23 protein-coding genes are annotated in these 24,623 nt (G+C 37.5%); 21 read left to right on the plus strand and 2 right to left on the minus strand.

All coding sequences use genetic code 11. The annotated features are described in order from the left end of the window. The first annotated feature begins 4 nt into the window (after window positions 1–4). The 3 genes from rapZ to whiA are packed head-to-tail and all read left to right on the plus strand — an operon-like array spanning window position 5 to window position 2,872. Window positions 5–880, plus strand: coding sequence for an RNase adapter RapZ (gene rapZ, locus J2Z60_RS04120; protein ID WP_209686409.1), 876 nt, complete (start codon window positions 5–7; stop codon window positions 878–880). A 13-nt stretch (window positions 881–893) separates the two neighbouring features. Beyond that, a complete protein-coding gene (locus J2Z60_RS04125; protein ID WP_209686410.1) occupies window positions 894–1,928 on the plus strand; it encodes a gluconeogenesis factor YvcK family protein in 1,035 nt (344 codons plus the stop codon). A 2-nt stretch (window positions 1,929–1,930) separates the two neighbouring features. Continuing rightward, window positions 1,931–2,872 (plus strand): DNA-binding protein WhiA, encoded by a 942-nt coding sequence (gene whiA, locus J2Z60_RS04130; protein ID WP_209686411.1) that lies wholly within the window; start codon window positions 1,931–1,933, stop codon window positions 2,870–2,872. A 45-nt stretch (window positions 2,873–2,917) separates the two neighbouring features. Here the strand turns inward: whiA and clpP are convergent, their stop codons facing one another. Continuing rightward, window positions 2,918–3,502 (minus strand): ATP-dependent Clp endopeptidase proteolytic subunit ClpP, encoded by a 585-nt coding sequence (gene clpP, locus J2Z60_RS04135; RefSeq protein ID WP_209686412.1) that lies wholly within the window; start codon window positions 3,500–3,502, stop codon window positions 2,918–2,920. 186 nt (window positions 3,503–3,688) lie between these two features. On the opposite strand from clpP, the gene J2Z60_RS04140 reads away from it, so the two are divergent. The 13 genes from J2Z60_RS04140 (at window position 3,689) to citX (ending at window position 17,779) form a co-directional block, all read left to right on the plus strand. Beyond that, window positions 3,689–5,581 carry a GW dipeptide domain-containing protein gene (locus tag J2Z60_RS04140; protein WP_209686413.1) on the plus strand — a complete coding sequence of 631 codons (1,893 nt, stop codon included), beginning with the start codon at window positions 3,689–3,691 and terminating at the stop codon, window positions 5,579–5,581. Window positions 5,582–5,691: 110 nt separating this feature from the next. Further along, complete coding sequence (locus tag J2Z60_RS04145) at window positions 5,692–6,102, plus strand: GtrA family protein (protein ID WP_209686414.1); 411 nt, start codon at window positions 5,692–5,694, stop codon at window positions 6,100–6,102. A 33-nt stretch (window positions 6,103–6,135) separates the two neighbouring features. Then, window positions 6,136–7,071, plus strand: a complete 936-nt coding sequence (locus tag J2Z60_RS04150) for a glycosyltransferase family 2 protein (protein WP_209686415.1) — start codon at window positions 6,136–6,138, stop codon at window positions 7,069–7,071. Between the two features lie 16 nt (window positions 7,072–7,087). Beyond that, a complete protein-coding gene (locus tag J2Z60_RS04155) occupies window positions 7,088–8,602 on the plus strand; it encodes an LBA0864 family S-layer associated protein (protein WP_209686416.1) in 1,515 nt (504 codons plus the stop codon). Window positions 8,603–8,914: 312 nt separating this feature from the next. Then, window positions 8,915–10,051 (plus strand): Ldh family oxidoreductase, encoded by a 1,137-nt coding sequence (locus J2Z60_RS04160; RefSeq protein ID WP_209686417.1) that lies wholly within the window; start codon window positions 8,915–8,917, stop codon window positions 10,049–10,051. An 80-nt stretch (window positions 10,052–10,131) separates the two neighbouring features. Next, window positions 10,132–10,923: an alpha/beta fold hydrolase gene (locus J2Z60_RS04165; RefSeq protein WP_209686418.1), complete on the plus strand. Its 792-nt coding sequence runs from the start codon at window positions 10,132–10,134 to the stop codon at window positions 10,921–10,923. Window positions 10,924–11,076: 153 nt separating this feature from the next. After that, window positions 11,077–11,775, plus strand: a complete 699-nt coding sequence (locus J2Z60_RS04170) for an RraA family protein (RefSeq protein WP_209686419.1) — start codon at window positions 11,077–11,079, stop codon at window positions 11,773–11,775. Between the two features lie 12 nt (window positions 11,776–11,787). Then, window positions 11,788–13,257 carry a DASS family sodium-coupled anion symporter gene (locus J2Z60_RS04175; protein WP_209686420.1) on the plus strand — a complete coding sequence of 490 codons (1,470 nt, stop codon included), beginning with the start codon at window positions 11,788–11,790 and terminating at the stop codon, window positions 13,255–13,257. A gap of 142 nt (window positions 13,258–13,399) precedes the next feature. Further along, complete coding sequence (citC, locus tag J2Z60_RS04180) at window positions 13,400–14,455, plus strand: [citrate (pro-3S)-lyase] ligase (RefSeq protein ID WP_209686421.1); 1,056 nt, start codon at window positions 13,400–13,402, stop codon at window positions 14,453–14,455. After that, window positions 14,445–14,738 carry a citrate lyase acyl carrier protein gene (gene citD, locus J2Z60_RS04185; protein WP_209686422.1) on the plus strand — a complete coding sequence of 98 codons (294 nt, stop codon included), beginning with the start codon at window positions 14,445–14,447 and terminating at the stop codon, window positions 14,736–14,738. Before citC ends, citD begins: the two co-directional genes overlap by 11 nt. Further along, entirely contained in the window at window positions 14,739–15,653 is a 915-nt protein-coding gene (locus J2Z60_RS04190; protein WP_209686423.1) for an aldolase/citrate lyase family protein, read from the plus strand. Further along, entirely contained in the window at window positions 15,643–17,184 is a 1,542-nt protein-coding gene (gene citF, locus J2Z60_RS04195; protein ID WP_281063417.1) for a citrate lyase subunit alpha, read from the plus strand. The genes J2Z60_RS04190 and citF overlap by 11 nt, the downstream gene beginning before the upstream one ends. Before the next feature lie 43 nt (window positions 17,185–17,227). Next, entirely contained in the window at window positions 17,228–17,779 is a 552-nt protein-coding gene (gene citX, locus J2Z60_RS04200) for a citrate lyase holo-[acyl-carrier protein] synthase (protein ID WP_209686424.1), read from the plus strand. A 24-nt stretch (window positions 17,780–17,803) separates the two neighbouring features. Here citX and J2Z60_RS04205 read toward each other — a convergent pair whose 3' ends face one another. Beyond that, the gene (locus J2Z60_RS04205) at window positions 17,804–18,739 is read right to left on the minus strand and encodes a sugar-binding transcriptional regulator (RefSeq protein WP_209686425.1); all 936 of its coding nucleotides are present in this window, start codon (window positions 18,737–18,739) and stop codon (window positions 17,804–17,806) included. Between the two features lie 255 nt (window positions 18,740–18,994). Between J2Z60_RS04205 and J2Z60_RS04210 the strand changes: the two genes are divergently transcribed. The 5 genes from J2Z60_RS04210 (at window position 18,995) to eno (ending at window position 24,542) form a co-directional block, all read left to right on the plus strand. After that, window positions 18,995–20,026 carry a sugar-binding transcriptional regulator gene (locus J2Z60_RS04210; RefSeq protein ID WP_209686426.1) on the plus strand — a complete coding sequence of 344 codons (1,032 nt, stop codon included), beginning with the start codon at window positions 18,995–18,997 and terminating at the stop codon, window positions 20,024–20,026. A 53-nt stretch (window positions 20,027–20,079) separates the two neighbouring features. After that, the gene (gene gap / locus J2Z60_RS04215) at window positions 20,080–21,096 is read left to right on the plus strand and encodes a type I glyceraldehyde-3-phosphate dehydrogenase (protein WP_209686427.1); all 1,017 of its coding nucleotides are present in this window, start codon (window positions 20,080–20,082) and stop codon (window positions 21,094–21,096) included. Between the two features lie 107 nt (window positions 21,097–21,203). Then, window positions 21,204–22,418 carry a phosphoglycerate kinase gene (locus tag J2Z60_RS04220; protein WP_209686428.1) on the plus strand — a complete coding sequence of 405 codons (1,215 nt, stop codon included), beginning with the start codon at window positions 21,204–21,206 and terminating at the stop codon, window positions 22,416–22,418. Window positions 22,419–22,440: 22 nt separating this feature from the next. Continuing rightward, window positions 22,441–23,196: a triose-phosphate isomerase gene (gene tpiA, locus J2Z60_RS04225; protein ID WP_209686429.1), complete on the plus strand. Its 756-nt coding sequence runs from the start codon at window positions 22,441–22,443 to the stop codon at window positions 23,194–23,196. Between the two features lie 47 nt (window positions 23,197–23,243). Next, complete coding sequence (eno, locus tag J2Z60_RS04230; RefSeq protein ID WP_209686430.1) at window positions 23,244–24,542, plus strand: phosphopyruvate hydratase; 1,299 nt, start codon at window positions 23,244–23,246, stop codon at window positions 24,540–24,542. Window positions 24,543–24,623: the final 81 nt, after the last annotated feature.

Raw genomic sequence — 24,623 nt, forward strand, 5'->3', positions numbered from 1 at the left:
CAATATGGCTGATCAAAAGAAACAACTTTTAATTGTAACTGGCATGAGTGGTGCAGGTAAGACAGTTGCTATTAAGTCATTAGAGGATATGGGTTATCTAGTTGTAGATAACTTACCACCAGAATTACTTGGAAGTTTTTGGGAATTAATTAATAATTCCGATGATTTTACTAAGGCTGCTGTGGTAATTGATTTAAGGGTCAAAAGCTTTTATAAAGATTTAGTCGATGAAATCAATTCACTAGAAGATAGTCAAAATGTTCAGTCAACTATTGTCTTTTTGGATGCATCTGATGATGCGCTAGTTTCTCGTTATAAAGAAACTAGGCGACTGCCCCCTTTGGCTAATAAGGGTAGATTGCTTGATGGCATCCAACAGGAAAGAGCAATTTTAGGTGGGGTAAAGAATATAGCTAATATCATAATTGATACTTCTAATCTCTCTACTAAAGAATTGAAGAAAAAGTTGATAGATAAGTTTAGTGAAAATCATGCGCCCCGTTTTTCAATAGAAGTAATGAGCTTTGGATTCAAGTATGGTATTCCGATTGATGCGGATATTGTAATGGATGTGCGTTTCTTACCTAATCCATTTTATATTCCGCAACTAAAGCCATTTACAGGCTTAGACCGTAAGGTATTCGATTATGTTATGGAAAAAGATGAGACTAAGCTGTTTTACTCTAAGCTTTTAGACATGCTTAAAGTTGCTATTCCTGGTTACATTCGAGAAGGTAAAGAAAAATTAACGATTGCAATTGGTTGTACTGGTGGACAGCATCGAAGTGTATCAATTGCACGTCAATTAGCGACTGACCTGTCTAAGAAGTATCCAGTAGATATTTCTCATCGGGAAATTAGTCGTTATATTCGTAAATAGGAAGGGAGAATTTATGGCCTACGGAGAAAGTCGCATTGTGCGAGTGATTAAAGGTCGCCGCCCTAAGATTGCCGTGATTGGCGGGGGAACTGGGCTACCAGTTATTTTAAATGCATTAAAAGAACAAAATGCCGAAATAACTGCTATTGTGACTGTCGCCGATGATGGTGGCTCATCGGGTGTAATTAGGGACTATATTAACGTAGTTCCGCCAGGTGATATTAGAAACGTTATTGTATCACTTTCAGATATTCCTAAGCAGGAGAAGGATATTTTTCAATATCGTTTTAATTCTAAGGATTCATTTTTTGCAGGTCATGCAATTGGTAATTTGATTATTGCTGCTTTAGATGAAATGAAGGGAAATATTTTTGATGCTGTTCAATCTTTATCAAAGATGATGAAGGTTGACGGTCATATTTTCCCTGCTTCTAATGAGCCTTTGACCTTAAATGCAGAATTTATGGACGGTACGATTGAATCTGGTGAAACAGAAATTACTTCTAAAAATAAGCAAATTAAGCGCGTCTGGGTAACCGATAGTGATTCGGATGCAGAACCTAAGGCGGTGTTACCAGTCTTGGCAGCAATTATGCAAGCTGATGCTGTTGTATTGGGGCCGGGAAGTTTATTTACTTCGATTTTACCTAACTTAATGATCTCTAACCTAGGTGAAGCTGTTCGCAAGACCAAGGCCGAAGTTATCTATATCTGTAATATTATGACCCAACGTGGTGAAACTGATAACTTTACCGCTGCAGACCATGTTAGAGTTATTAATAATCACTTAGGTGGCCACTATATTGATACCGCCTTGGTCAATGGGGCTAAGATTGATATGGATAAGTTCCATCCTGAGGATTATGATGAATACCTTGTCCCAGTAAGAAGCGATTTTGAAGGCTTGAGAAAGCAAGACTGTCGAGTAATTACTGATGACTTTATCGATCAGCGTAGTGGATTAGTCTTTCATGATGGACGCAAAGTTGCTAAAGAGATCTTGAATATTGCTTTTGAAGCTTATGCTCGTCGTCGACAGGAGGGCTAATATTGGTATCATACGCAAGTGATGTAAAGAAGGAGCTAACTAGTTTGCCAGTGCATCCAGAGCATGCTAAGGCTGAGTTAGCTGCTTTTTTGCGAATGAATGGTGTTTTAAGTTTACGTGATCGGCAATTTAGCCTAGATATTACTACTGAAAATCCTGCTATTGCTAGGCGAATTTTTTCTCTAATTAAGACGGCTTATGATATTGAGCCGTTATTAATAGTCTCAAAAAAGATGAAGCTAAAAAAGAACTATCAATACTTAGTTCGACTTAAAAAGAATGTTTATGAAATATTAGAAGATCTAGATGTCTTCAATAAGGAGAAGGGCTTCATAACTGGTATTCCTGATAAGATCATGAACTCTGATCAGAGAGCAATGTCATATTTACGAGGTGCTTTTTTAGCAGCAGGCAGTGTTAATAATCCTGAAACTAGTCGTTATCATTTAGAAATCTATTCTCTTTATCAAAACCATAACGATGAATTAGCTGAGTTGATGAATAAGTATTTTTATTTAAATGCTAAAAAAACTAAACGACGCAATGGCTATATTGTCTACTTAAAAGAAGCAGAGAAGATTGGTGATTTTTTACATATTGTTGGGGCTGTCAATGCAATGCTTTCGTTTGAAGATTTAAGAATTATGCGTGACATGCGTAACTCTGTCAACCGATTAGTAAATTGTGATACAGCTAATCTAAAAAAGACTGCCAATGCAGCAGCCAAACAGGTAGAAGATATTCAGTTGATTGAATCCAATATTGGCCTTGATGATTTGCCTGAGAAGTTGTCAATTTTGGCGCGCTTTCGTTTAGAAAACCCTGAACTATCTTTAAAAGAAGTAGCTGCAAGGGTTCCGGATGGCCCACTTTCTAAGTCTGGGGTCAACCACCGTTTTCATAAGATACATGAATTTGCAGAAAAAATCCGAAACAATGAGTAAAAAAATAAGAGATGCAAATCTAGCACCTCTTATTTTTTAACTTTATTATTTTTGCTTGTTAACTAAGATCTCATCGATTAAGCCGTAATCTTTAGCTTCTTGAGCAGTAAGGTAGTTATCACGTTCAGTATCTTGTTGAATCTTTTCAAGAGATTGACCAGTAGTCTCGTGCAAGATATTGTTCAACTTCTTACGGCTCTTTAAGATTTCTTTAGCGGCAATTTCAATTTCGGTTTGTTGACCTTGAGCACCACCTAAAGGTTGGTGGATTAACACAGTTGAGTTAGGAAGAGCGAATCGCTTGCCCTTAGTACCGCTGGTTAAGAGAATAGAAGCCATTGATGCGGCCATACCAATAGCAATTGTAGAAACATCTGACTTAATAAAGTTCATAGTATCCATAATTGCTAAACCAGAGGTAATAACACCACCAGGTGAGTTAATGTACAAGGAAATGTCCTTAGTATTGTCTTGAGCATCTAAGAATAAAAGTTGCGCAATAATACTATTTGCCATTTGGTCATTAATTTCACCACTAAGCATAATAATACGGTCTTTTAATAATCTAGAGTAAATGTCGTAGGCACGTTCACCACGTGCAGTTTGTTCAACAACTGTAGGTACGAGCATTAATCTTACCTCCTTATAAAAATTAGCACTCTATAATGCACAGTGCTAATTAAAACACGTATTAATAAAACTGTCAAACAAAGAAGCTCAAAAGCCTTTAAAATTTTTAGGAATCAGTTAGAATAGAACATAGACATTATTAAAACACACAGTGAAAACAATTGATTAATCATAGAGAGGATTATTTTGAAAAATAATAAAAACCCACACGCAAGAGTATTAGTTTCATTTGTATCAGCTGCCGCCTTGGGATTAGTTTTGCTTTCTAATCCTGCTAAGGCTGATGAAATTTCATCATCACAAACGCAAGTTAATACTACTCAAAATAATAGTAATAATAGCACTAATAACAATCAAACAAGCACTAATTCAACTAATACTTCTAGTTCATCATCAACTAAAGATACGGTCACTGACACTGATCCAGCCAATAAAGATGAAGATAGTGACTTAGTAAATGAGGATGAAGAAGATATTTATACTCATAATTTGAAGTCTGTTCAAGATTCCGTTGCTAAGTTAGATAAGGCAAATAAGGCAGTTCAAGAAGCAAAAAAAGCAGCTAAAAACACTAAAAAAACTGCTAAATCCAACCAAAAGACTAAAGTTAATGAGAACTTTAATCGTCACATTACTTTTAAAGCTGTTGTAAAGAGAGCTGGAAATAAGAATTACAATATTTATTCTTCAATCAGCGAAAGCGGTAAGTTAGGCAAGAAGATTGCTAATGGCCTTGACTATGCTAATAACCACTTAGAATCTACTGAAGTGTACCAAGGAACTAAGTATAGATACTGGCTATTATATGTTGATGGTGTCCGTACTGGCTGGGTAAATGAACGCTTCTTTGCTCGCAATCAGATTATGGTGCCTAAAGTTGTTAGCTTAGTTAAGAATCCTGATACTAGCTTTTACACTAGAAATGCTATATCCTATGCAACAGATAAGTATGGTAACGTTGTTGGTAATTGGAATGTCAACGTTTCTACCCAGAATGTAGACACGACTAATCCAGGTACCAAAAAAGTTACCTACACTGTGGGTAAGGATGCTAAAGCTACCATAACTTTCAAAATTAGAAAAAGTGACAAGGAAGGTATCACTCAAGCTAATGCAACTGTTATGGCAGGGACTAACAGCCTAAAGAGTTGGAGTAAGCACTTCGGTCATTCGGAAAATTATGTTGACTATACTGCATATGCCCCAGAAACTGATATCCATACTTACAAAACTAATGGTTTAACCTTTAATACTAAGTACTACCAACCATTGTACTTAAACCAAGAACCTGAATTAGATACACCACAAGTTAACGCAGTTGGACATATTCCGGAAGGTACTGTCATGAGTGATGGTTGGCTATACACTAGCTTACTTGCTCATAGTAATTCAACTTCTGGTCATATCGTAGCTTACAATTTGAATAAGTTAACTGATCCATTCGATGCCCAGAAGCTTTCTGAAATGTCTAATAAAGAATTTACCTCTTATGTTAAGAATATGAAGGTAAGTCCATATGTTTATACTGGTCATGGTCAAGGTATGGGCGCTAGTGACAAGTACATTTATGTTGTTGCTAATGAACATGGACGCTATGATCCATCAGATTCTGAAACCCTGCTTCAACTTAACAAAAGTGATTTGACCATCAATAAGATCTGGACATTTAAGGCATGGGTTGGCGATAGTAGCAATCCACGTTACTTCCACAATGCGGTAATTGTTGATGATAATACTATGTATGCCTTATACCATAATACTAAGGATAAGACTTATGAGTATTGGATGTTTAAGCGTACAGGATCTAACTGGTATCCAACTGAAATTGGTGCAACTGGTGGCAATTTTGTATCTGATAATGCACCTGTGCAAGGATTTACCTATGATTCTAAGCACCAGAACTTCTACATTGCCTTTAATGACTTAATCGTTAAGGTTGGCCGTGATGGTACATACAAGGGTGCTTATACATTTAATACCGGTCGTGAAATTGAAGGGATTTCTGTTTACAATAATCGTCTATATTTAAACTTAGCTCAAAGACCTGAATTATTAGAGAGTAGTCCATTAACTGATTAACCACTGAAAGAGAAGAGGAGAAGAGAAGATCTTTTTCTCTTTTTTATTTTTTCCAATAAGTGATAAAATCGTATTCATACAAGGTCAATACATTTTAGGTTGAGGATGAGATGAATAGAAGAAAGTTAGGCGAGCTTATTAGGCAAGAAGCTGTTATTCAATTAATAAAATATGGTGTGATTGGAATTTTAGGCTTAGTTGTAGATTTTGGCGTTTTTACAGTCTTGAGTGTTTTTTTACACTGGAATGCAGAACTAGCAAATTTTATTTCTTCAACTGCTGGATTAATTAACAATTTCTTTTGGAATAGTTATACTAACTTTAAGGTTCATGATCACCTAATAAGAAGATTTGTTGAATATTATCTAATAGGTCAGATTACTACCTTATTTACAACAGTTTGCTTATTTATTTTTGTTGAGCAATTACATCAAGATAAGATTATCGTTAAGACTGTGGCTACTTTAGTAGCTACTTTGATTCAATTTGTTGTAAATAAAGTTATCACCTTTAAAAAATAACAAGATTGGTTTAAAAGATTAAAGAAGTGAATTATGAAAAAACTAACAATTGTCGTACCTTGTTATAACGAAGAAGAATCGATACCTTTATTTTACAAAGCCGTACAAAAAGTGGTCCTTGAAGGTTTAAAGAGTGTCTTTGTTGAATATTGTTTTGTCAATGATGGTTCAGTTGATCGGACACTAGAAGAACTACGTAGCTTATACCAGAAGAATCCTGAGCATGTACACTATATTTCGTTTTCTAGAAACTTTGGTAAAGAAGCTGCTCTATATGCAGGATTAGAAGCTGCAACAGGGGATTATGTAGTTGTTATGGATGTAGACTTACAAGACCCGCCAGAATTTTTACCTAAAATGTACCAGATTTTACAATCGGGAGAATATGATTGCGTGGGCACTCGGCGTATCGACCGCGCTGGTGAAGCGAAGGTAAAGTCGTTTTTAAGTGGTGCGTTTTATAAGTTCATCAACAAGATTTCTAAAACTCAAATTGTTCCTGGTGCTCGTGATTATCGTATGATGACTAGACAGATGGTTGATGCAGTGTTATCTCTGCATGAATATAACCGTTTTTCAAAAGGAATATTTAGTTGGGTAGGCTTTAAGACTAAGTATTTGGAATATCATAATCGAGAGCGCGTTGCTGGTGAGAGTGATTGGAGCACCTGGCAGCTGTTTAAGTATGCTTTTGATGGTATATCTGATTTTTCTGAAGCACCACTGAATTTAGCTGTTTGGTTAGGGATGGTGTCGTTTGTCTTAGCAATTGTTGGATTAATTACAGTTGTTGTACGCCACTTTATCTATCCTAATTCGTCTGTCTTTGGCTGGGCTTCGTTAGTATGTATTATTTTATTAATTGGTGGGGTACAATTACTATGTTTGGGTATTATTGGTCGCTATATTGGTAAAATATTCTTACAAGTAAAGCATCGCCCTGTTTACTTAATTAAAGAAAAAAGATAATTTTTGAGGAGAAAAAATGAAAAAGTCATTCAAACTTGCTTTATTGACATTTATTCTATTAGCTAGCGGAATTAGTATTGAAGGTGTTAAAGCTAACTCTGTAAATGCTAAAACTTACTCGAAGGCTGTTACTAAAATTGCAGGCAGTAAAAATTATTCAATTTATCATAGAGTTTCAAGCAAGGGACCGGCAGGTAAGTTTACATCTACTAAGTATTTTAAATATGGGCAAATACAATCCAAAAAATATATTTCAACTAAAAAGGGAACATATTGGGATATTTATGTTGATGGCAGACATGTCGGTTGGGTAAATCAGAATTTCTTTGCTAGAGATAAAATATCTGTCGCTGGTGACGTGTCATTAGTAAATAATGCTGAATATAGCTTCAATACTAAAGATGCAATTAACTATGTGACTGATAGCAAGGGAACGGCTATCGATCTTAATAAAGTTAGTGTGGATCATGCTTATATTAATTCTGGAAAAGCTGGCGTTACTAAAGTAAATTATTCTTACAAAAAAGCCCACGCTTTGGTAAATGTTACTGTTAGAAATAATCCAGCCGAAGCGGAAAATTTGGCTACTTTGAGTCCACAAAAGGGGTTTAAGCTAGCTACTGGCTGGAAAGGTAGTTCTAAGGGATCTTCTACTAATTGGAATGCTGTCCATCACTATACTTCAGAAACTCGCCCTAATACTATTAAAGGATCGAATGGCTTAATCTTGAAGACTCGCTTGTATCAACCACGTTTTGTGAGTTTAAGTTATGGTCAAGCAGCTGATGCGATGGGACAGGTTGGTGTAATTCCAGAAGGTATTACGGTTAACGATAATATTTTTGCAGCTTCAATGTATTCAAGTAGCAATGATGATCACGGACATATTGTTTCCTATAACTTGAATCATATTAAGAGTAAGACCGCTGCTCAGAATTTAACTACGATGAAATGGAGCACTTTTAAGTCTTATGCAAAGCATATTAAGGTAAGCCCATATATTAAGTTAGGACATGGTCAAGCTTTAGGCTCAAGTCAAGATTATATCTATGTAATGGCTAATAACAATAAGTATTCTAATGGTCCACAATCAGAAGAAATCCTTCAAATTAGAAAAAGTGATATGCAGATCAATAAGATTTGGACTTTTAGGATAGCAACTAATCGCTATATCCATAACGCAACCTTCGTGGGAGATAATACCATGTATGCCTTATTCCACAATGGTGCCCATGGCTACTATGAATACTGGAAGTTAACTAGAAGTGGCGATGAATGGCATGCTCAAGAAGTAGGCGCTACTCAAGGTAATTTTGTATCTAATTCACCAGTTCAAGGATTTGCTTACGGTAATGGTAACTTCTACATCGGATTTAATGACCATATATTTAAGGTATCAGAGAATGGTCAAGCTAAGGCACATTACAAGTTCAATACTCGTCGTGAACTAGAGGGTATGTCAGTTAATGGTTCGCAGCTCTATGTAGAGTTTGCTCAGAGATCAGAGTTAACAGTTGGCAAGGCCGATTAATTGAATAATTATTAATGTAAAAAAATCCACTCTAGAGAATTGTTATCTAGAGTGGATTTTCATTTAATGAAGTTTATGACTCCCCTGAGAGTCGAACTCAGATTTTAAGAACCGGAATCTTACGTGCGATCCATTACACTAAGGAGTCAATATACTAATGATTATAACAAATTATTGTGAAAGTACCAAAGAATAATTTCGTCAATAAAAATAATTATAAAGTTTATTTTTTGATATTGAAAATGTGAAAACGCTTTTGTATAATGCAAATTGTGAGAAGAAGGACAAGTTGTTTTGAATGGAGAAAGAAAAATGACAGATAGCAAAAAAGTAAAATTCTCGTATGAAACTCTCTACAACTTGTGCATGGATGCATTTCAGAAATTTGGTTTCACTAAAGAAAAGGCAGAAACCATTACTGATGTCTTATTAACTGCTGACCTATATGGTATTCAAAGCCATGGTATGCAGAGAATGGTACGTTACTATAAAGGTATTCAAAAGGGTACCATGAAAGTTGATGCTGAACCGGAAGTGGTCTTTGAAACACCAACTACAGCAGTCGTTGATGGTCATGAAGGCATGGGTCAGTTGAATGGTGTCTTTGCGATGAACTTAGCTATCAAGAAGGCTAAAGAGACTGGTGTGGGTATTGTTTCAGTTAAGAATTCTAACCACTATGGTATTGCTGGTTACTATGCTAAGATGGCTGCTGAGCAAGGGATGCTTGGATTTTCATCAACTAATAGTGAAGCAATTATGGTGCCTACATATGCCAAGAAGGCAATGATTGGATCTAACCCACAAGCTTGGTGTGTGCCAGCTGATCCATATGATTTCTTATTTGATGCTTCAACGACAGTTGTAACACGCGGTAAGTTAGAAATGTATAATAAGCTAGGTAAGCCACTTCCAGATGGTTGGGCACTTGACAAGGATGGTAAGCCATCTAATGATGCAAGTGATGTCTTATCCAATATTGCAGCCCACCGTGGTGGTGGAATTATGCCGCTAGGTGGTAATACTGAAACCTTAGGTTCACATAAAGGCTACGGCAATGGTATGGTTGCTGAAATTTTTGCATCAATTCTTTCCCAAGGTATGACCAGCAACAATACTATGAAAGATAATAAATCAGGTATTTGTCATGGCTTTATGGCTATTAATCTGGCTAACTTTGGTGATACTGAAGCAATTAAGAAGCATTTTTCAGAATATTTGCAAGAATTACGTGACGCACCTAAGGCTGAAGGACAAGCTCGCATTTATACACATGGTGAAAAGGAAATGCTTGCCCTTAAGGACCGCAAAGAAAATGGTATCCCAGTAATTGACAAGACGATGACTGAAGTTAAGGATCTATGTGATTACTTAGATCTTGACTTTAGTAAATACTTTGGCGACTATGTGCCACCGAAGGCTGGCGATATGTTTAGTGGCAATTACTAAAATAATTAATTTTAAAAGGCTTGGATCAAGGTCCGAGCCTTTTCTTATGCGTTATAATAAGTTGAAATGAGGAGGAAATTATGGAATTCAGGACAAATGATAACGTAAGAATACACTTTACTGATACAGCCGAAGTTGAAAAGCAGGCAATTATTTTTATTCCAGGAATTGGAGGATCTGGCAGATTATTTGATCGAGCTGTTGAATTGTTTAAGGATCAGTATCGAGTAATTGTAATGGATCCACGTAATCAAGGCGGCTCTGAACGTACCTTTAAGGGACAGACTATTGCTCGTCATGGAATGGATTTAGCTGAATTGATTAGTCACTTAAATTTAGATCGGGTAATTTTAGTTGGTAATTCTATGGGTGCAGGAATTATGTGGTCCTATTTGTCACTTTTTACTGATAATCAGGTGGCAGCAATGGTTGACTTAGACCAATCTCCTAAGATGGTTAAGGATGATACTTGGACATATGGTTTTAAAGATTTGACTTGGGACTTGTATCCAGAATATTTAAGACTCGATATGGGAAGAGCATACTATCATCCAATTGCCTCAGAACTAAAAAAGGCTGCTAAAGATGATTATATGAAGCACCCATATATAGCAGAAGATAACTTTGACTTATTGCGTAACCATGCCGAACATGATTGGCGGGAGCTGTTGAGTACTTTAACAATTCCTGTCCTAATTTTAGCGGGTGAGAAGTCACCATACTTTAATCCGGACTTTGCCGATAAGGTAGCAGATTTGAGTGACAATATTTTTGCTCAGGTTATTCCAGACTGTGGTCATATTATTCAAGCTGAGCAACCTGAGTTGATGCATGAAGCGATTATTAACTTTCTAACAAAACAGAATATTTAATTGTAAGAGGCCGCTTTTTAGAATTGGAAGCAGCCTCTTATTCATTTTAAAAATTTTAAAAAATCACTTATTTTTAAAAAAATATTGAATTTTTGAAAGCGATTACGTATAATAATCGTGTAGAAAGGTATTGTTTAAAATTGAGGTGAGAGAATGCCAGTAGGAAAGAGAATTTATCTTAAACGTCAAATGCCTGACCCAGAAGTGGTTAAGGCTTATCGAGAGTTACCAGCATCGAATGTTGCTGACTGCATGGAGCGTAATTCAGCAATGAATCCACGTATTAAGTTAATGTCTAGTCCTAAGCAAGAGATGTCTGGTCCTGCATTTACAGTTCACACTAGAGCAGGTGATAACTTAGCTATCTATGCTGCACTACGCTATGCACATGAAGGTGATGTGGTTGTTATCAATGATGAAGGAGATACTACCAGATCATTGATTGGTGAAGTTATGATGTCGTACTTACGTGATCAAAAGAAGATTGCAGGAATTGTAGTGGATGGGCCAATTCGTGATATTGATAATTTGCAGAACTGGGACTTGCCTATCTATGCAACAAGTACTACTCCAGGCGGTCCTTACAAGGAAGGTCCTGGTGAACTTAATGTGCCAATCGCTTGTGGGAATATCAATGTTAATCCAGGAGATATTATTCTAGGTGATCCAGATGGAGTAATCTGCATTCCACGTCAAGATGCTGCTGAGATCTTGCCTAGAGCACAAGAATTTCACAAGCAAGATGACGCTAAGGCAGTCGCATTTAGTCAAGGTAAGGTTGACCTATCTTGGGTTGACGAGAGCCTGAAGGAAAAGGGCTTTGATATAATTAATGATTACTACGGTAATTAATGGTAATTTTCAATGAAAACTTTAGAAAAAGTAAACTATAAAGGCTTTATATGGCCAATAATTATTGGTATAGTCCTATATTTAATTACACCAATTAGACCTGCAGGTTTGTCGGCTGAAGCTTGGCAAATGTTCGCCATCTTCGTTGCCACAATTGTAGGCTGTATTACTAAACCCTTGCCAATTGGTGGTACTACTTTAACAGGGTTAGTAGTTATGGTTTTAGTTGGACTTGCTCCAATGAAGGACGTTACTAATGCTAAGGGTGTAGTTGTTAACTCTGGTGTTTTGAGTGCATTTGGTAACTCATCATCATGGTTAATCGCTATGGCATTCATTATGGCACATGGTATTAGTAAGACTGGATTAGGTAACCGAATTGCCTATATCATGATTCAAAAGTTCGGTAAGAAATCAATCGGTATTGGTTATGCAATTACTGGATTAGAGTTAATTCTTGGTGCGTTAATTCCTTCTAACTCTGCTCGTACTGGTGGGGTTGTATGGCCAATTGTACAATCAGTTGCTGATGACGGTTATGATTCTAAGCCTAATGATTCTTCACGTAAGAAGATTGGTGCTTACATTAACTTCACAGCCTTCCATGCTAATGTCTTATCGACGGCATTATTTATCACTGGTGCTGCTCCTAACATGGTTGCCCAACAGATGGCAGTTCAAAAAGGCTATTCTATGACTTGGGGTGGCTGGTTCCTAGCTGCAATTGTCCCAGTCTTAATCTTGGCAGTTATTATTCCATTTGTTATTTACAAGATGTATCCACCTGAAATTAAAGAAACTCCAGACGCTAAAGAATGGGCTGGTGGTAAGCTTAATGAAATGGGACCAATGACTAAGCCAGAGAAGATCATGACCGCAGTCTTTATCTTAGCGATTGTGATGTGGGTTATGTCAAGTTTCATTAAGATTCCGCAATTGAATGCGACTTTTGTTGCTTTCTTGGCAGTTGTTATCCTATTAATTACTGGTGTCTTAACTATTCAAGATGCCTTGAAGGAAACTGGTGCCTGGAATATCTTGATTTGGTTATCGATTTTGGTATTTATGGCTGGTAAGCTTATCTCTTATGGCTTTATTTCTTGGTTCTCAAGTCTTGTGAGTCATAGTTTACATGGAATTAGCTGGGAGTTAGTTTTGGCAATTCTTGTAATCTTGATGTTCTATACTCACTACTTATTCGCCAGTGGTACTGCTCACGTAACAGCACTTTACTTACCATTCTTATCAGTAGCTGTTGCAACTGGAGCTCCTGTTGGTTTGAGCGCTATGTTATTAGCTTTCACTGGTGCAGTTATGGCCTCAACTACTCACTATGCAAACGGACCAGCTTCTGTTTTAGCAAGTAATGGCTATGTAACACAAGGTGAGTGGTGGAAGATGAACTTTGTATTAGGTTTAATCTACCTGATTGTCTTTGGTACAGTTGGTACCTTGTGGATGAAAGTAATTGGTGTATGGTAGAAGAAAGCGCTTAGGCGCTTTTTGTTTTTAAATAATTTTAAATTTTATAAAAAATAAAATAAAATTTGAAATTTTTAAAAAGAAAGCGTATACTTTAGTTGTTGTCAAGATGTTCTTCTTCTCACAAAAGAGGTGTTAACTATTGGAAAGAGTAGTTGACTTGCATTTGACTGATAACGCGACAAGAAAGAAGTGGCAGAGTTTTTTAGAACAATTGGACCTGCATAATTTTTCTGAGCGTGAAGTTGAAAGCATTGATCATACTATTGGCTTGATCGATGAAGATGGTAAGCTTGTTGCTACAGGCTCAACATCAGGTAATGTTTTGAAGTATCTAGGTGTTTGTAATAAGGATGCAGTTCAAGGACAGCGGTTTAATCAGATTGTAACTGCTCTGCAGCAGTATTTATTTAGTGAAAAGATATTCCATTTCTTTGTTTTTACTAAGAAGAAATACTCACAGAGTTTTCAACATTTGAATTTTAGAGAATTGGCTGCTACTGATCAGGCTGCATTTTTAGAAAGTGGAATGCCAGGAATTGATGATTATTTAGAATCACTACCTCAAGATCCTAGCCAAAAAGATAAAAGAATTGCTGCAGTAGTAATGAATGCTAATCCTTTTACCTTAGGACACAGGTATTTAGTCGAAACAGCAAGTAAAGAAAATGACATTGTATATGTCTTTGTTGTTAAGACTGATGCATCGTTGTTTTCAGCTCATGAGAGAATTCGCTTAGTCAAAGATGGCCTAAGTGACCTCGACAATGTATGCGTGGTATCAAGCCAAGATTATCAAGTATCCAAGGCAACGTTTCCTGCTTACTTTTTAAAAAGTCCAGATGACTTGATTAAGGAGCAGACAGCAATTGATGCCTTAGTATTTAAGAACTGGCTGGCACCTAAGCTTAACATTACAAGCCGTTATTTAGGACAAGAGCCGTTTTCTAAAACAACTGAAAGATACAACGAAAGTTTGATCAAGATTTTAGAACCGAAAATAAAAGTCAAGGTCTTGAATCGTCTAACAGAAGATGACAAGATCATAACTGCAACCGAAGTTAGAAAACTAATTAAGAATAACGACCTTGCTGGTATTGAGGAATTGGTGCCGGCAACTACCTTTAATTTTATTAAGGTACATTTAACCGAGTTACAGACTAGAATTAAGAAAGGCAAGCAGATCAATGGAAATTAAAACTATTGGTGTAGCCGGAACTTTAGAAAGCTCCGACATCCAAATTATGATTTCAAAAGGTACTAATGGTGTCGAAATCGACTTGGATTCAGATGTAAAAAAAGCATATGGTGATCAAATTAATCATGTCATCACAGAAACTTTGAATAAATATGGCATTGAAGATGCTAAAGTTAAAGCTACTGATAAAGGAGCACTTGATTGCGTCATTAAAGCTCGTACTTTAGCAGCTGCTCAAAGAGCAACCGAAACCCAAGATAAGCCAGATTTGGAGGTGCTGTAAATGACTTACGTTAAGAATCGTCTTCGTCGTACAATGATGTTTGTGCCGGGTAATAATCCAGCAATGATTAAGGATGCAGGTATTTATGGTGCCGATTCGATCATGCTAGACCTTGAAGATTCAGTTTCCTTAACTGAAAAAGATGCTGCTAGACTCTTAGTTTATGAAGCAATTAAGACAGTTGACTTTGGTGGTGCAGAGGTAGTTGTCAGAGTTAATGGTCAAGATACGCCATTTTATGACGAAGATGTTAAGGCAATGGTTAAGGCTGGTGTTGATGTTATCCGCTTGCCTAAGACAGAATCGGCCGCTATGATTCAAAAATTAGTCAAAGATGTCGAAAAGTGGGAAGCAGAATTCGGTATTGAGAAAGGTTCAATTGGTGTAATGGCCGCTATTGAATCAGCTAAAGGCGTTCTACACGCTCCAGAAATCGCTGAAAGCACCCCATTAATGATGGGACTTGCAGTATCAGGTGAAGACTACACCGCTGACATGCATACTAAGCGTTACCCAGATGGCCGTGAGCTTGAATTTGCCCGTAATATGGTCTTGCAAGCAGCTCGTGCAGCTGACGTTTATGCTTTTGATACAGTATTTAGCAATATGAAGGATACTGAAGGATTTTACCGTGAAACTAACTACATTCACGAATTGGGTTATGATGGAAAGAGTTTAGTTAATCCACGTCAAATTGCAATGGTTAACAAGGTATTTAACCCAAGTAAAGAAGAAATTGAAGAAGCCCAAAATGTTGAAGCAGCAATCGCAGAAGCTAAGGCTAAGGGTAGCGGTGTAATTTCAATGAACGGTAAAATGGTAGATAAGCCAGTTGTTGAAAAGGCAACTCGTGTACTTGAAACCGCTAAAGCTTCAAACTTGATTGATGAGGAGGGTAACTACATTGGAGAATAAAGTAAAACGCAATTTGCCAGATGATTTAATGAAAGAATTAGATTTAAAACCATTTGAAACTAGTAAAGCTGGCAATCCAACAGTGCAAAGAGTAGCACCAAAGGTGCGGGTAACTGAAGGTCAAAATAAAGTTGTTGACTCTTTAGACGATGTAATTAAGAACAACTTAAAAGATGGAGTGACAATTTCTTTCCACCACCACTTTAGAAATGGTGACTTTGCCTTCAATACTGTAATGAAGAAGATTATTGATATGGGCTATAAGGATTTAACTTTAGCCCCATCATCACTAACTGGTGTAATGAATGACACTGTTATTGAAGCAATTAAGAAGGGCGTTATTACGAATATTACCTCCTCAGGTATGCGTGGATCTTTAGGTGAATTTGTTTCTAAAGGTGGTCTTAAAAACCCTGTTATCTTCCGCAGTCATGGTAATCGTGCGCGTTCAATTGAAGATGGCGAAATTAAGATTGATGTTGCCTTCTTAGGTGTACCTAACGCAGACCCTGCAGGTAATGCTAATGGTCAAGAAGGGGATGCTGTCTTTGGTTCATTAGGTTATGCCTTAATGGATGCTGCTTATGCTGATAAGGTTGTTCTTTTAACAGATAATATTGTATCTTATCCAAATACTCCTGCTTCAATTAAGCAAGATCAAGTTGATTATGTTGTTAAGGTTGACAAGATTGGTGATCCGGATAAGATCGGTTCAGGCGCTACTCGTTTTACTAAGGATCCTAAGGAACTTAAGATTGCCCAGATGGTAAATCAAGTCATCGTCAACTCACCATACTATAAAGATGGATTTAGCTTCCAAACTGGTTCAGGTGGTGCGGCTCTAGCAGTTACTCGTTATCTTCGTCAAGCTATGATTGATGATGGTATCAAGGCTTCATTTGCTGTTGGTGGTATTACTAAGCCAATGTGCGACTTACTTGAAGAAGGATTGATCAACAAGTTGATGGATGTTCAAGACTTCGACAAGGGTTCAGCTGCTTCAATGGCTAAGAATAAGAACCAACAAGAAATTGACGCTTCATGGTATGCTGATCCTCACAATAAGGGTGCAGTAGTTAATAATCTTGATGTATCAATCTTGTCAGCTCTTCAAATTGATACTGACTTCAACGTTAATGTTATGACTGGTTCAGATGGTGTAATTCGTGGTGCAGTTGGTGGTCACCAAGATTCAGCAGCTGGTGCTAAGATGACAATAATCACAGCTCCGCTTGTTCGTGGTAGAAATGCAACTGTTGTACCAAAGGTAGAAACTGTTGTTACCCCGGGTGAATCAATTGATGTCTTAGTAACTGAACGTGGTATTGCAATCAACCCTAAGCGTCAAGATTTGATTGATACCCTATCTAAGGTTCCAGGACTTAAGATTGTTGATATTAAGGACTTGCAAGCTCAAGCTGAAAAGCAAGTAGGTGTACCAAAGCCTCTTGAATATACTGACAGAACTGTTGCCTTGGTAGAATACCGTGACGGTACAATTATTGATGCAATTAAACAAGTTAAGGATTAACTTAATTAAAAAAAGAGCCGTATGGCTCTTTTTTGGTGGAAAAATGAATAAGACAATTTTTAATGAAGGGCAAAAACAAGATATTTCAGCTATTTTAGCTGCTAAGGATTATCGGGTTCAACTGCAAAAAGCTATATTTGCTAAATATCCAGGCGCAACAATTGTTAATGTGAATTTAAATATTCCAGGACCAATCAAAAATAATCACTACCTTGAACAAATCTTTAGCAGGGGGAAAAGGCACCTGGAAGAACTTTTTTTAGAGAATGATTTTGATTTTAGACTAGTTAAGGAGATTAACCAGCCTAGTGGACAAGAGATATTTTATGTTGTTGGCGGTGAACCTCGACTAATTAAAGAAGCATGTATTGTTTTTGAGGATCAGACTGAGTTAGGACGTTTATTTGATGCAGATGTAATAGTAGAAGATCAAGTAAAGGCTGTTTCACGTAAAGATCTTGGTCAAAAACAGCGAACCTGCTTCATATGTTCAAGACCAGCTAAGGAGTGTGCAAGATCACGTAGGCACTCTGTTACGCAAATGCAGGAATATATTTCACGATTATATTTTGAAAACTTTAATGAAAAAGGTTAGGATTCAACTTTCCTAACCTTTTTGCTATGCCATTTTTAAGACGCGGTTGGCTATTCCTTCATTAGTGATTAAATGAGTGACAAATCCAGCCCGCAAAGCGCCTAGTAAAGCCGATGTCTTAAAGCGATTCTTTACAATGACGAACCTGACAGGTGTCTGCATAATTTGTTCAATTGAGATACCACAGATATGGTTATCAATATCACCTAAGAGCCTGCCATTGATGTCGTATGCCCTTCCAAAGATCATTCCAGCAACTTTATCTTCAGGGATATTCTTAAAAAGCACTTTTTCATAATTTTCCTTTGTATATGTACTTACAGAAAATGAAGCTAATGTCCCAATCCCGGAAAAAATTAAATCCAAATTATTATAATAATCATTAATTGTTTGATAAAATGGCTCATTCTTAATTGCAGTTAGTAACTCGGGGTGTACAGCATATAAAGGTGCTGGCAAGAGGCGGAAGTTAGCGTCATACTTAGCAGCGGCAACTTGCACTAGGGGGTTTTTGCGGGCGATAGAATTAATTGGTTGTCCAACTAGTTGGACGAATGTTAGATTTTCACGTTTATCTTCTTCAAAATTGTTAATTACATCATGAACTAAGGTCCCCCAGGTAACTCCGGCGTTTTGGGCGGTATTTAAATAGGCTTGAACTTGTTCAGCTGCATAAGAAACAAGTGCCTCATTATCTTGATTAGTGGTTTCACGAGTTTTTAAGACGATAACTTCTTTAAGATCAAATTTATTTTTTATTTGTGCTTCTAGTTTGGCATTGCGCTTAATTTTACGCTTAATTGAAATCTTAACGATACCTTTTTGTTGTGCTTCATCTAACGCCCGACTTATCAAGTAACGGGAAAGGTTATATTTTTTTACTATTTCACCAATTGTTAGGCGACTAAGATAGTAGTCGTGGGCAATATTGGCTAATTCTTCATCACGTAATTGTTCCATTGAAAAGCCCTCTGATATCTATAGTATTATGGATTTATTATAATCTATTTTTTTGAGTTTTAAAAAATTTGCAGCAGATTTTGAAAAATATGGGTTAAAATCTTGAATTATAAAAATGATATTGCTATACTATGAGTGTCGAAAGAGAAATGTGAATTTAACTTAATTCTACGTTTCTCTAATATTTTTAGAGTTTTTGGGTCGACAATCGTCACGGATGGGGACAATTGCCGACCCATAGGAGGGAGCAAGCTCATGGACTCGGATTTAACCTTGCTACAAAGCTTAGTTCCTGACATTTTAAAAATAGTTCGGCAACGCTTTCTTGTTCTTGAACAGATTTCATTATTAGCTCCGGTTGGACGAAGAGTGGTTGCTAAGAAGTTAGGATTAAGTGAACGTAATATTCGTACTGAAACTGATTATTTAAGGCAGCTAGGTCTAATTGAGGTTAGAAGCTATGGAATGGTCTTAACCGAGAAGGGTAAGCGTGTATTGAAGGAAGCAGCTCCGATGATTGATCGCGTGTTTAATGCCAGCCAGCAAGAGATTAAGTTAGCTCATAAGCTTGGCATTGAACGAGCAATCGTTGTTCCAGGAGATTTGGATCGTCAAGAGCGGGTAATAGATTTATTAAGCGAAGAGCTAAATTCATCTTTGGATTTGCTTTTACCGCTAGGTAATAATATTATTACTGTTCTAGGTGGTTCTACCGTGGCAGGAGTTGCTAAGCATTTATCTCCTAAGCTTAATCGCTACCGCGAATTATTATTTGTTCCAGGAAGAGGAGCAGTAGGAGAGAGTGTGGAATTGCAGAGTAATACCGTTGCACAAGTGATGGCTTCTCAAGTAGGAGGTCAGCATAAGGGATTATATTTGCCAGAGAATGTTTCTTCTGAAGCTTTGAGGCTTTTGATTCAAGACGCAAATATTGCGAATGCGATTTCTAACATTTATAATAGTAATGCAGTCATCCATGGAATTGGACGTGCCGATGAGATGGTCAAGCGACGTAATCTTGATGTTATCATGCGTTCCAAGCTCCGTGAGAAGGGTGCGGTGGCCGAATGTTTTGGGTATTTCTTCGACCAACAAGGTAGAGTTATTGACAGAATTCCTCGAATTGGATTACAACTTGAGGATTTAGATAAAATACCTCATGTATTTGCAGTTGCTGCTGGCGCAAGTAAGGCCAATGCAATTGAAGCTTACATGCATCATGCTCCTAAACAGACGTGGCTAATCACAGATGAAGGAGCCTCAACTAAGGTTTTAAAGGGGAAGTAATTCCCGTTTAAAATAAATTGTTACTACATATTTCCTAAGGAGGAAAAACCAATATGACAGTTAAAATTGGTATTAACGGTTTCGGCCGTATCGGACGTTTAGCATTCCGTCGTATTATGGAATTAGGCGAAAAGTCTTCAGACATCGAAGTTGTTGCTATTAACGACTTGACTACTCCAGCACTTTTGGCTCACTTACTTAAGTATGACTCAACTCATGGTACTTTCAACCACGAAGTTTCTGCTACTGATGACGCAATCGTTGTTGATGGCAAGGAATACCGTGTTTACGCTGAACCACAAGCACAAAACATTCCATGGGTTAAGAACGACGGCGTTGACTTCGTTCTTGAATGTACTGGTTTCTACACTAGCAAGGCTAAGTCAGAAGCTCACCTTCAAGCTGGTGCAAAGAGAGTTTTAATTTCTGCTCCTGCAGGTAGCGATCTTAAGACTATCGTTTACTCAGTAAACGAAGATACTTTAACTGCTGATGACAAGATTGTTTCAGCTGGTTCATGTACTACTAACTCATTAGCACCAATGGTTAATGCTTTACAAAAGGAATTCGGCATTGAAGTTGGTACTATGACTACTATCCACGCTTACACTTCAACTCAAATGATCTTGGATGGTCCTGTACGTGGTGGTAATTTCCGTTCAGCACGTGCTGCAGCTATCAACATTATTCCTCACTCAACTGGTGCTGCTAAGGCTATTGGTCTTGTAATTCCAGAATTGAACGGTAAGTTGAATGGTCACGCACAACGTGTTCCAGTTCCAGATGGTTCTGTAACTGAATTGGTATCTATCTTAGGTAAGAAAGTTACTGCTGATGAAGTTAACGAAGCTATGAAGAAGTACGAAAGTCCTTCATTCGCATACGAACCAAACGATGTTGTTTCAAGTGACATCATTGATATGACTGCTGGTTCAATCTTTGACCCAACTCAAACTATGGTAACTACTGCAGGTGACAAGCAATTAGTTAAGACTGTTGCTTGGTACGACAACGAATGGTCATTCACTTGCCAAATGGTTCGTACTTTGTTACACTTTGCTACTCTTTAATCATAAGTTTAAATTAAATTTTTGATTTAAGTTTTGTAGTGATGAGGCGGAGGGAGATTCTCCTTCCGCCTTTTTTTAAAGATTTGATTGTAGAGGTATATAATCACATGTCTAAATTAGGTATTGAAGATCTTAAAGATCTTAAAGGTAAAAAAGTTTTAGTTCGTGTTGACTTCAACGTTCCAATTAAGAACGGTGTTATCGGTGACGACAACCGTATCGTTGCTGCTTTACCAACCATTAAATACATCATCGAAAATGGTGGTAAGGCTATTTTGCTTAGCCACTTAGGTCGTATTAAGAGCGATGCTGATAAGAAAGAATTAAGCTTACGTCCAGTTGCTGAACGTTTAGGTGAATTACTTGATAAGCCTGTAACTTTTGTTCCTTCAAATGAAGGCAAAGAAGTTGAAGATGCTATCAACAACATGGAAGATGGTCAAATTGTTGTTCTTGAAAACACTCGTTTCCAAGATATTGACAATGACTTTGGTAAGCGTGAATCTGGTAACGATCCTAAGCTTGGTGAATACTGGGCAAGCTTAGGTGATATCTTCGTAAACGATGCCTTTGGTACTGCTCACAGAAGCCACGCATCTAACGTAGGTATTGCTACTGCTATGAAGAAGGCTGGTAAGCCTGCTGCAGCTGGTTACTTATTACAAAAAGAAATTAAGTTCTTAGGTGACGCTGTTGAAAACCCTGTACACCCATTTGTAACTATCTTAGGTGGTGCTAAGGTTTCTGATAAGATTGGTGTTATCGAAAACTTAATTCCTAAGTCAGACCATATCTTAATCGGTGGTGGTATGGCTTACACATTCTTAGCTGCACAAGGCCACAAGATTGGTAAGTCATTATTTGAAGAAGATAAGCTTGACCTTGCTAAGAGCTTACTTGAAAAAGCTGGCGACAAGATTGTATTGCCTGTAGATAACGTTGCTGCAACTGAATTCTCAAATGATGCTCCTCACGAAGTTGTTGGTGATGATATTCCTGATAACGAAATGGGCTTAGACATCGGTCCTAAGACTGTTGATAAGTTCAGAGAAATCTTAAAGGATGCTAAGACTGTTGTTTGGAACGGACCAATGGGTGCCTTTGAAATGCCTAACTATGCAGAAGGTACTTTAGAAGTTGGTCGCGCTTTAGCTGACTTGAAGGATGCTGTTACTATCATCGGTGGTGGTGACTCAACTGCCGCAGCTAAGCAATTAGGTATTGCACCAAAGATTAGCCACATTTCTACTGGTGGTGGTGCTTCACTTAACTACCTTGAAGGTAAAGAATTACCTGGTATCGCTTGCGTTTCTGATAAGTAATTATAGGAAGGACTATTTTTAAATGCGTACACCAATTATTGCTGGTAACTGGAAGTTACATATGAATCCAGAACAAACTACTGAGTTTGTTAATGCAGTTAAGGATCAATTACCAGATTCAAGTAAAGTTGAATCAGTTATTGCTGCACCTGCTGTTGATCTTGACGCTTTAGTTAAGGCTGCTAAAGGTAGCGACTTGCACACTGGTGCAGAAAATGCATACTTTGAAGTTGAAGGTGCATTTACTGGTGAAACTTCTCCTAAAGTTTTAAACGAAATGGGAGTTAACTACTGCATCATCGGTCACTCAGAAAGAAGAGGCTACTTCCACGAAACTGATGAAGACATTAACAAGAAAGCTAAGGCACTTTTTGAAAATGGTGTAACTCCAATCATCTGCTGTGGTGAATCACTTGAAACTCGTGAAGCTAACAAGCAAGAAGAATGGGTTGTTGCCCAAATTAAGGCAGCTTTAGCAGGTTTAAGTGCTGAACAAGTTTCTAGTCTTGTTATTGCTTATGAACCAATCTGGGCAATCGGTACTGGTAAGACTGCTTCATCAGACCAAGCAGAGGAAATGTGCAAGACTATCCGTGAAACTGTGAAGGATCTTTACAACGAAGAAACTGCAGAAAACGTTCGTATCCAATATGGTGGTTCTGTAAAGCCAGCCAATGTTAAAGAATTAATGGCTAAGCCTGATATCGATGGTGGTTTAGTCGGTGGTGCTTCACTTGATCCAGAATCATTCTTAGCTTTGGTAAATTACCAAGATTAATTTAGTTAACAATTTATTTAAACGGAACTATATGAAGGAGATTTTCCATGTCTGTTATTACTGATATTCACGCACGTGAAGTCCTTGACTCTCGTGGTAACCCAACTGTTGAAGCTGAAGTTTACACTGAATTAGGTGGCTTTGGCCGTGCTATTGTTCCATCTGGTGCTTCTACTGGTGAGCATGAAGCCGTTGAATTACGTGATGGCGACAACTCACGCTTTGGTGGTACTGGTGTCTTAACTGCTGTTGAAAATGTCAATGGTGAAATTGCTAAAGCTGTTATTGGCTTAGATGTAACTGATCAACGCCTAATTGACCAAACCATGATTGACTTAGACGGTACTCCAAACAAGGGCCGCCTTGGTGCTAATGCAATTTTGGCTGTATCATTAGCTAGTGCTCGTGCTGCAGCTGATGAATTAGGCTTGCCATTATATGAATATTTAGGTGGACCTAATGCTCATGTTTTACCTACTCCAATGATGAATGTTATCAATGGTGGTAAGCACGCAGACAACAACGTTGATATTCAAGAATTCATGATTATGCCAGTTGGTGCTAAGTCAATTCATGAAGCTGTTCGCATGGGTGCAGAGACTTTCCATACTTTGAAAGGCATCTTGAGAGAACGCGGTGAATTCACTGGTGTTGGTGATGAAGGTGGATTTGCACCTAACTTGAAGAATAACGAAGAACCATTTGAAATTTTAGTTGAAGCTATTCAACGTGCTGGTTACAAGCCAGGCGAAGACATTGCCATTGCCTTTGACTGTGCAGCTTCCGAATTCTACAATAAGGAAACTAAGAAGTATGTGACTGTTGCTGATGGACGTGAATATACTGCAGAAGAATGGACTTCATTAATTGAAGACTTGGTTGACAAGTACCCAGTAATCTCAGTTGAAGACCCACTAGACGAAAATGATTGGGAAGGTTGGAAGACTTTCACTGATCGTTTAGGCAGCAAGGTACAAATTGTTGGTGATGACTTGTTCGTAACTAACACTGACTACTTGAAGAATGGTATTCAAAAGGGTGTAGCTAACTCAATTTTGATTAAGGTTAACCAAATTGGTACCTTAACTGAAACTTTTGAAGCTATCGAAATGGCTAAGCAAGCTGGCTATACTGCTGTTGTTTCTCACCGTTCAGGTGAAACTGAAGATACTACTATTGCTGACTTGGTTGTTGCAACTAATGCTGGTCAAATCAAGACAGGTTCTATGTCAAGAACTGATAGAATTGCTAAGTACAACCAATTAATGCGTATTGAAGAAGCCTTAGGCTCAACTGCTCAATACAAGGGTATTCATAGTTTTTACAACTTACATAAGCAATTTTAATTAATTGTTTATAATTGAGGTCTCTCATAAGAGAGACCTTTTTTCTTTAGCAATTAGATAAGATTTATGTTAGAATTTGTA

This window comes from Lactobacillus colini (genome assembly GCF_017874575.1).
GTDB classification, from domain to species: domain Bacteria; phylum Bacillota; class Bacilli; order Lactobacillales; family Lactobacillaceae; genus Lactobacillus; species Lactobacillus colini.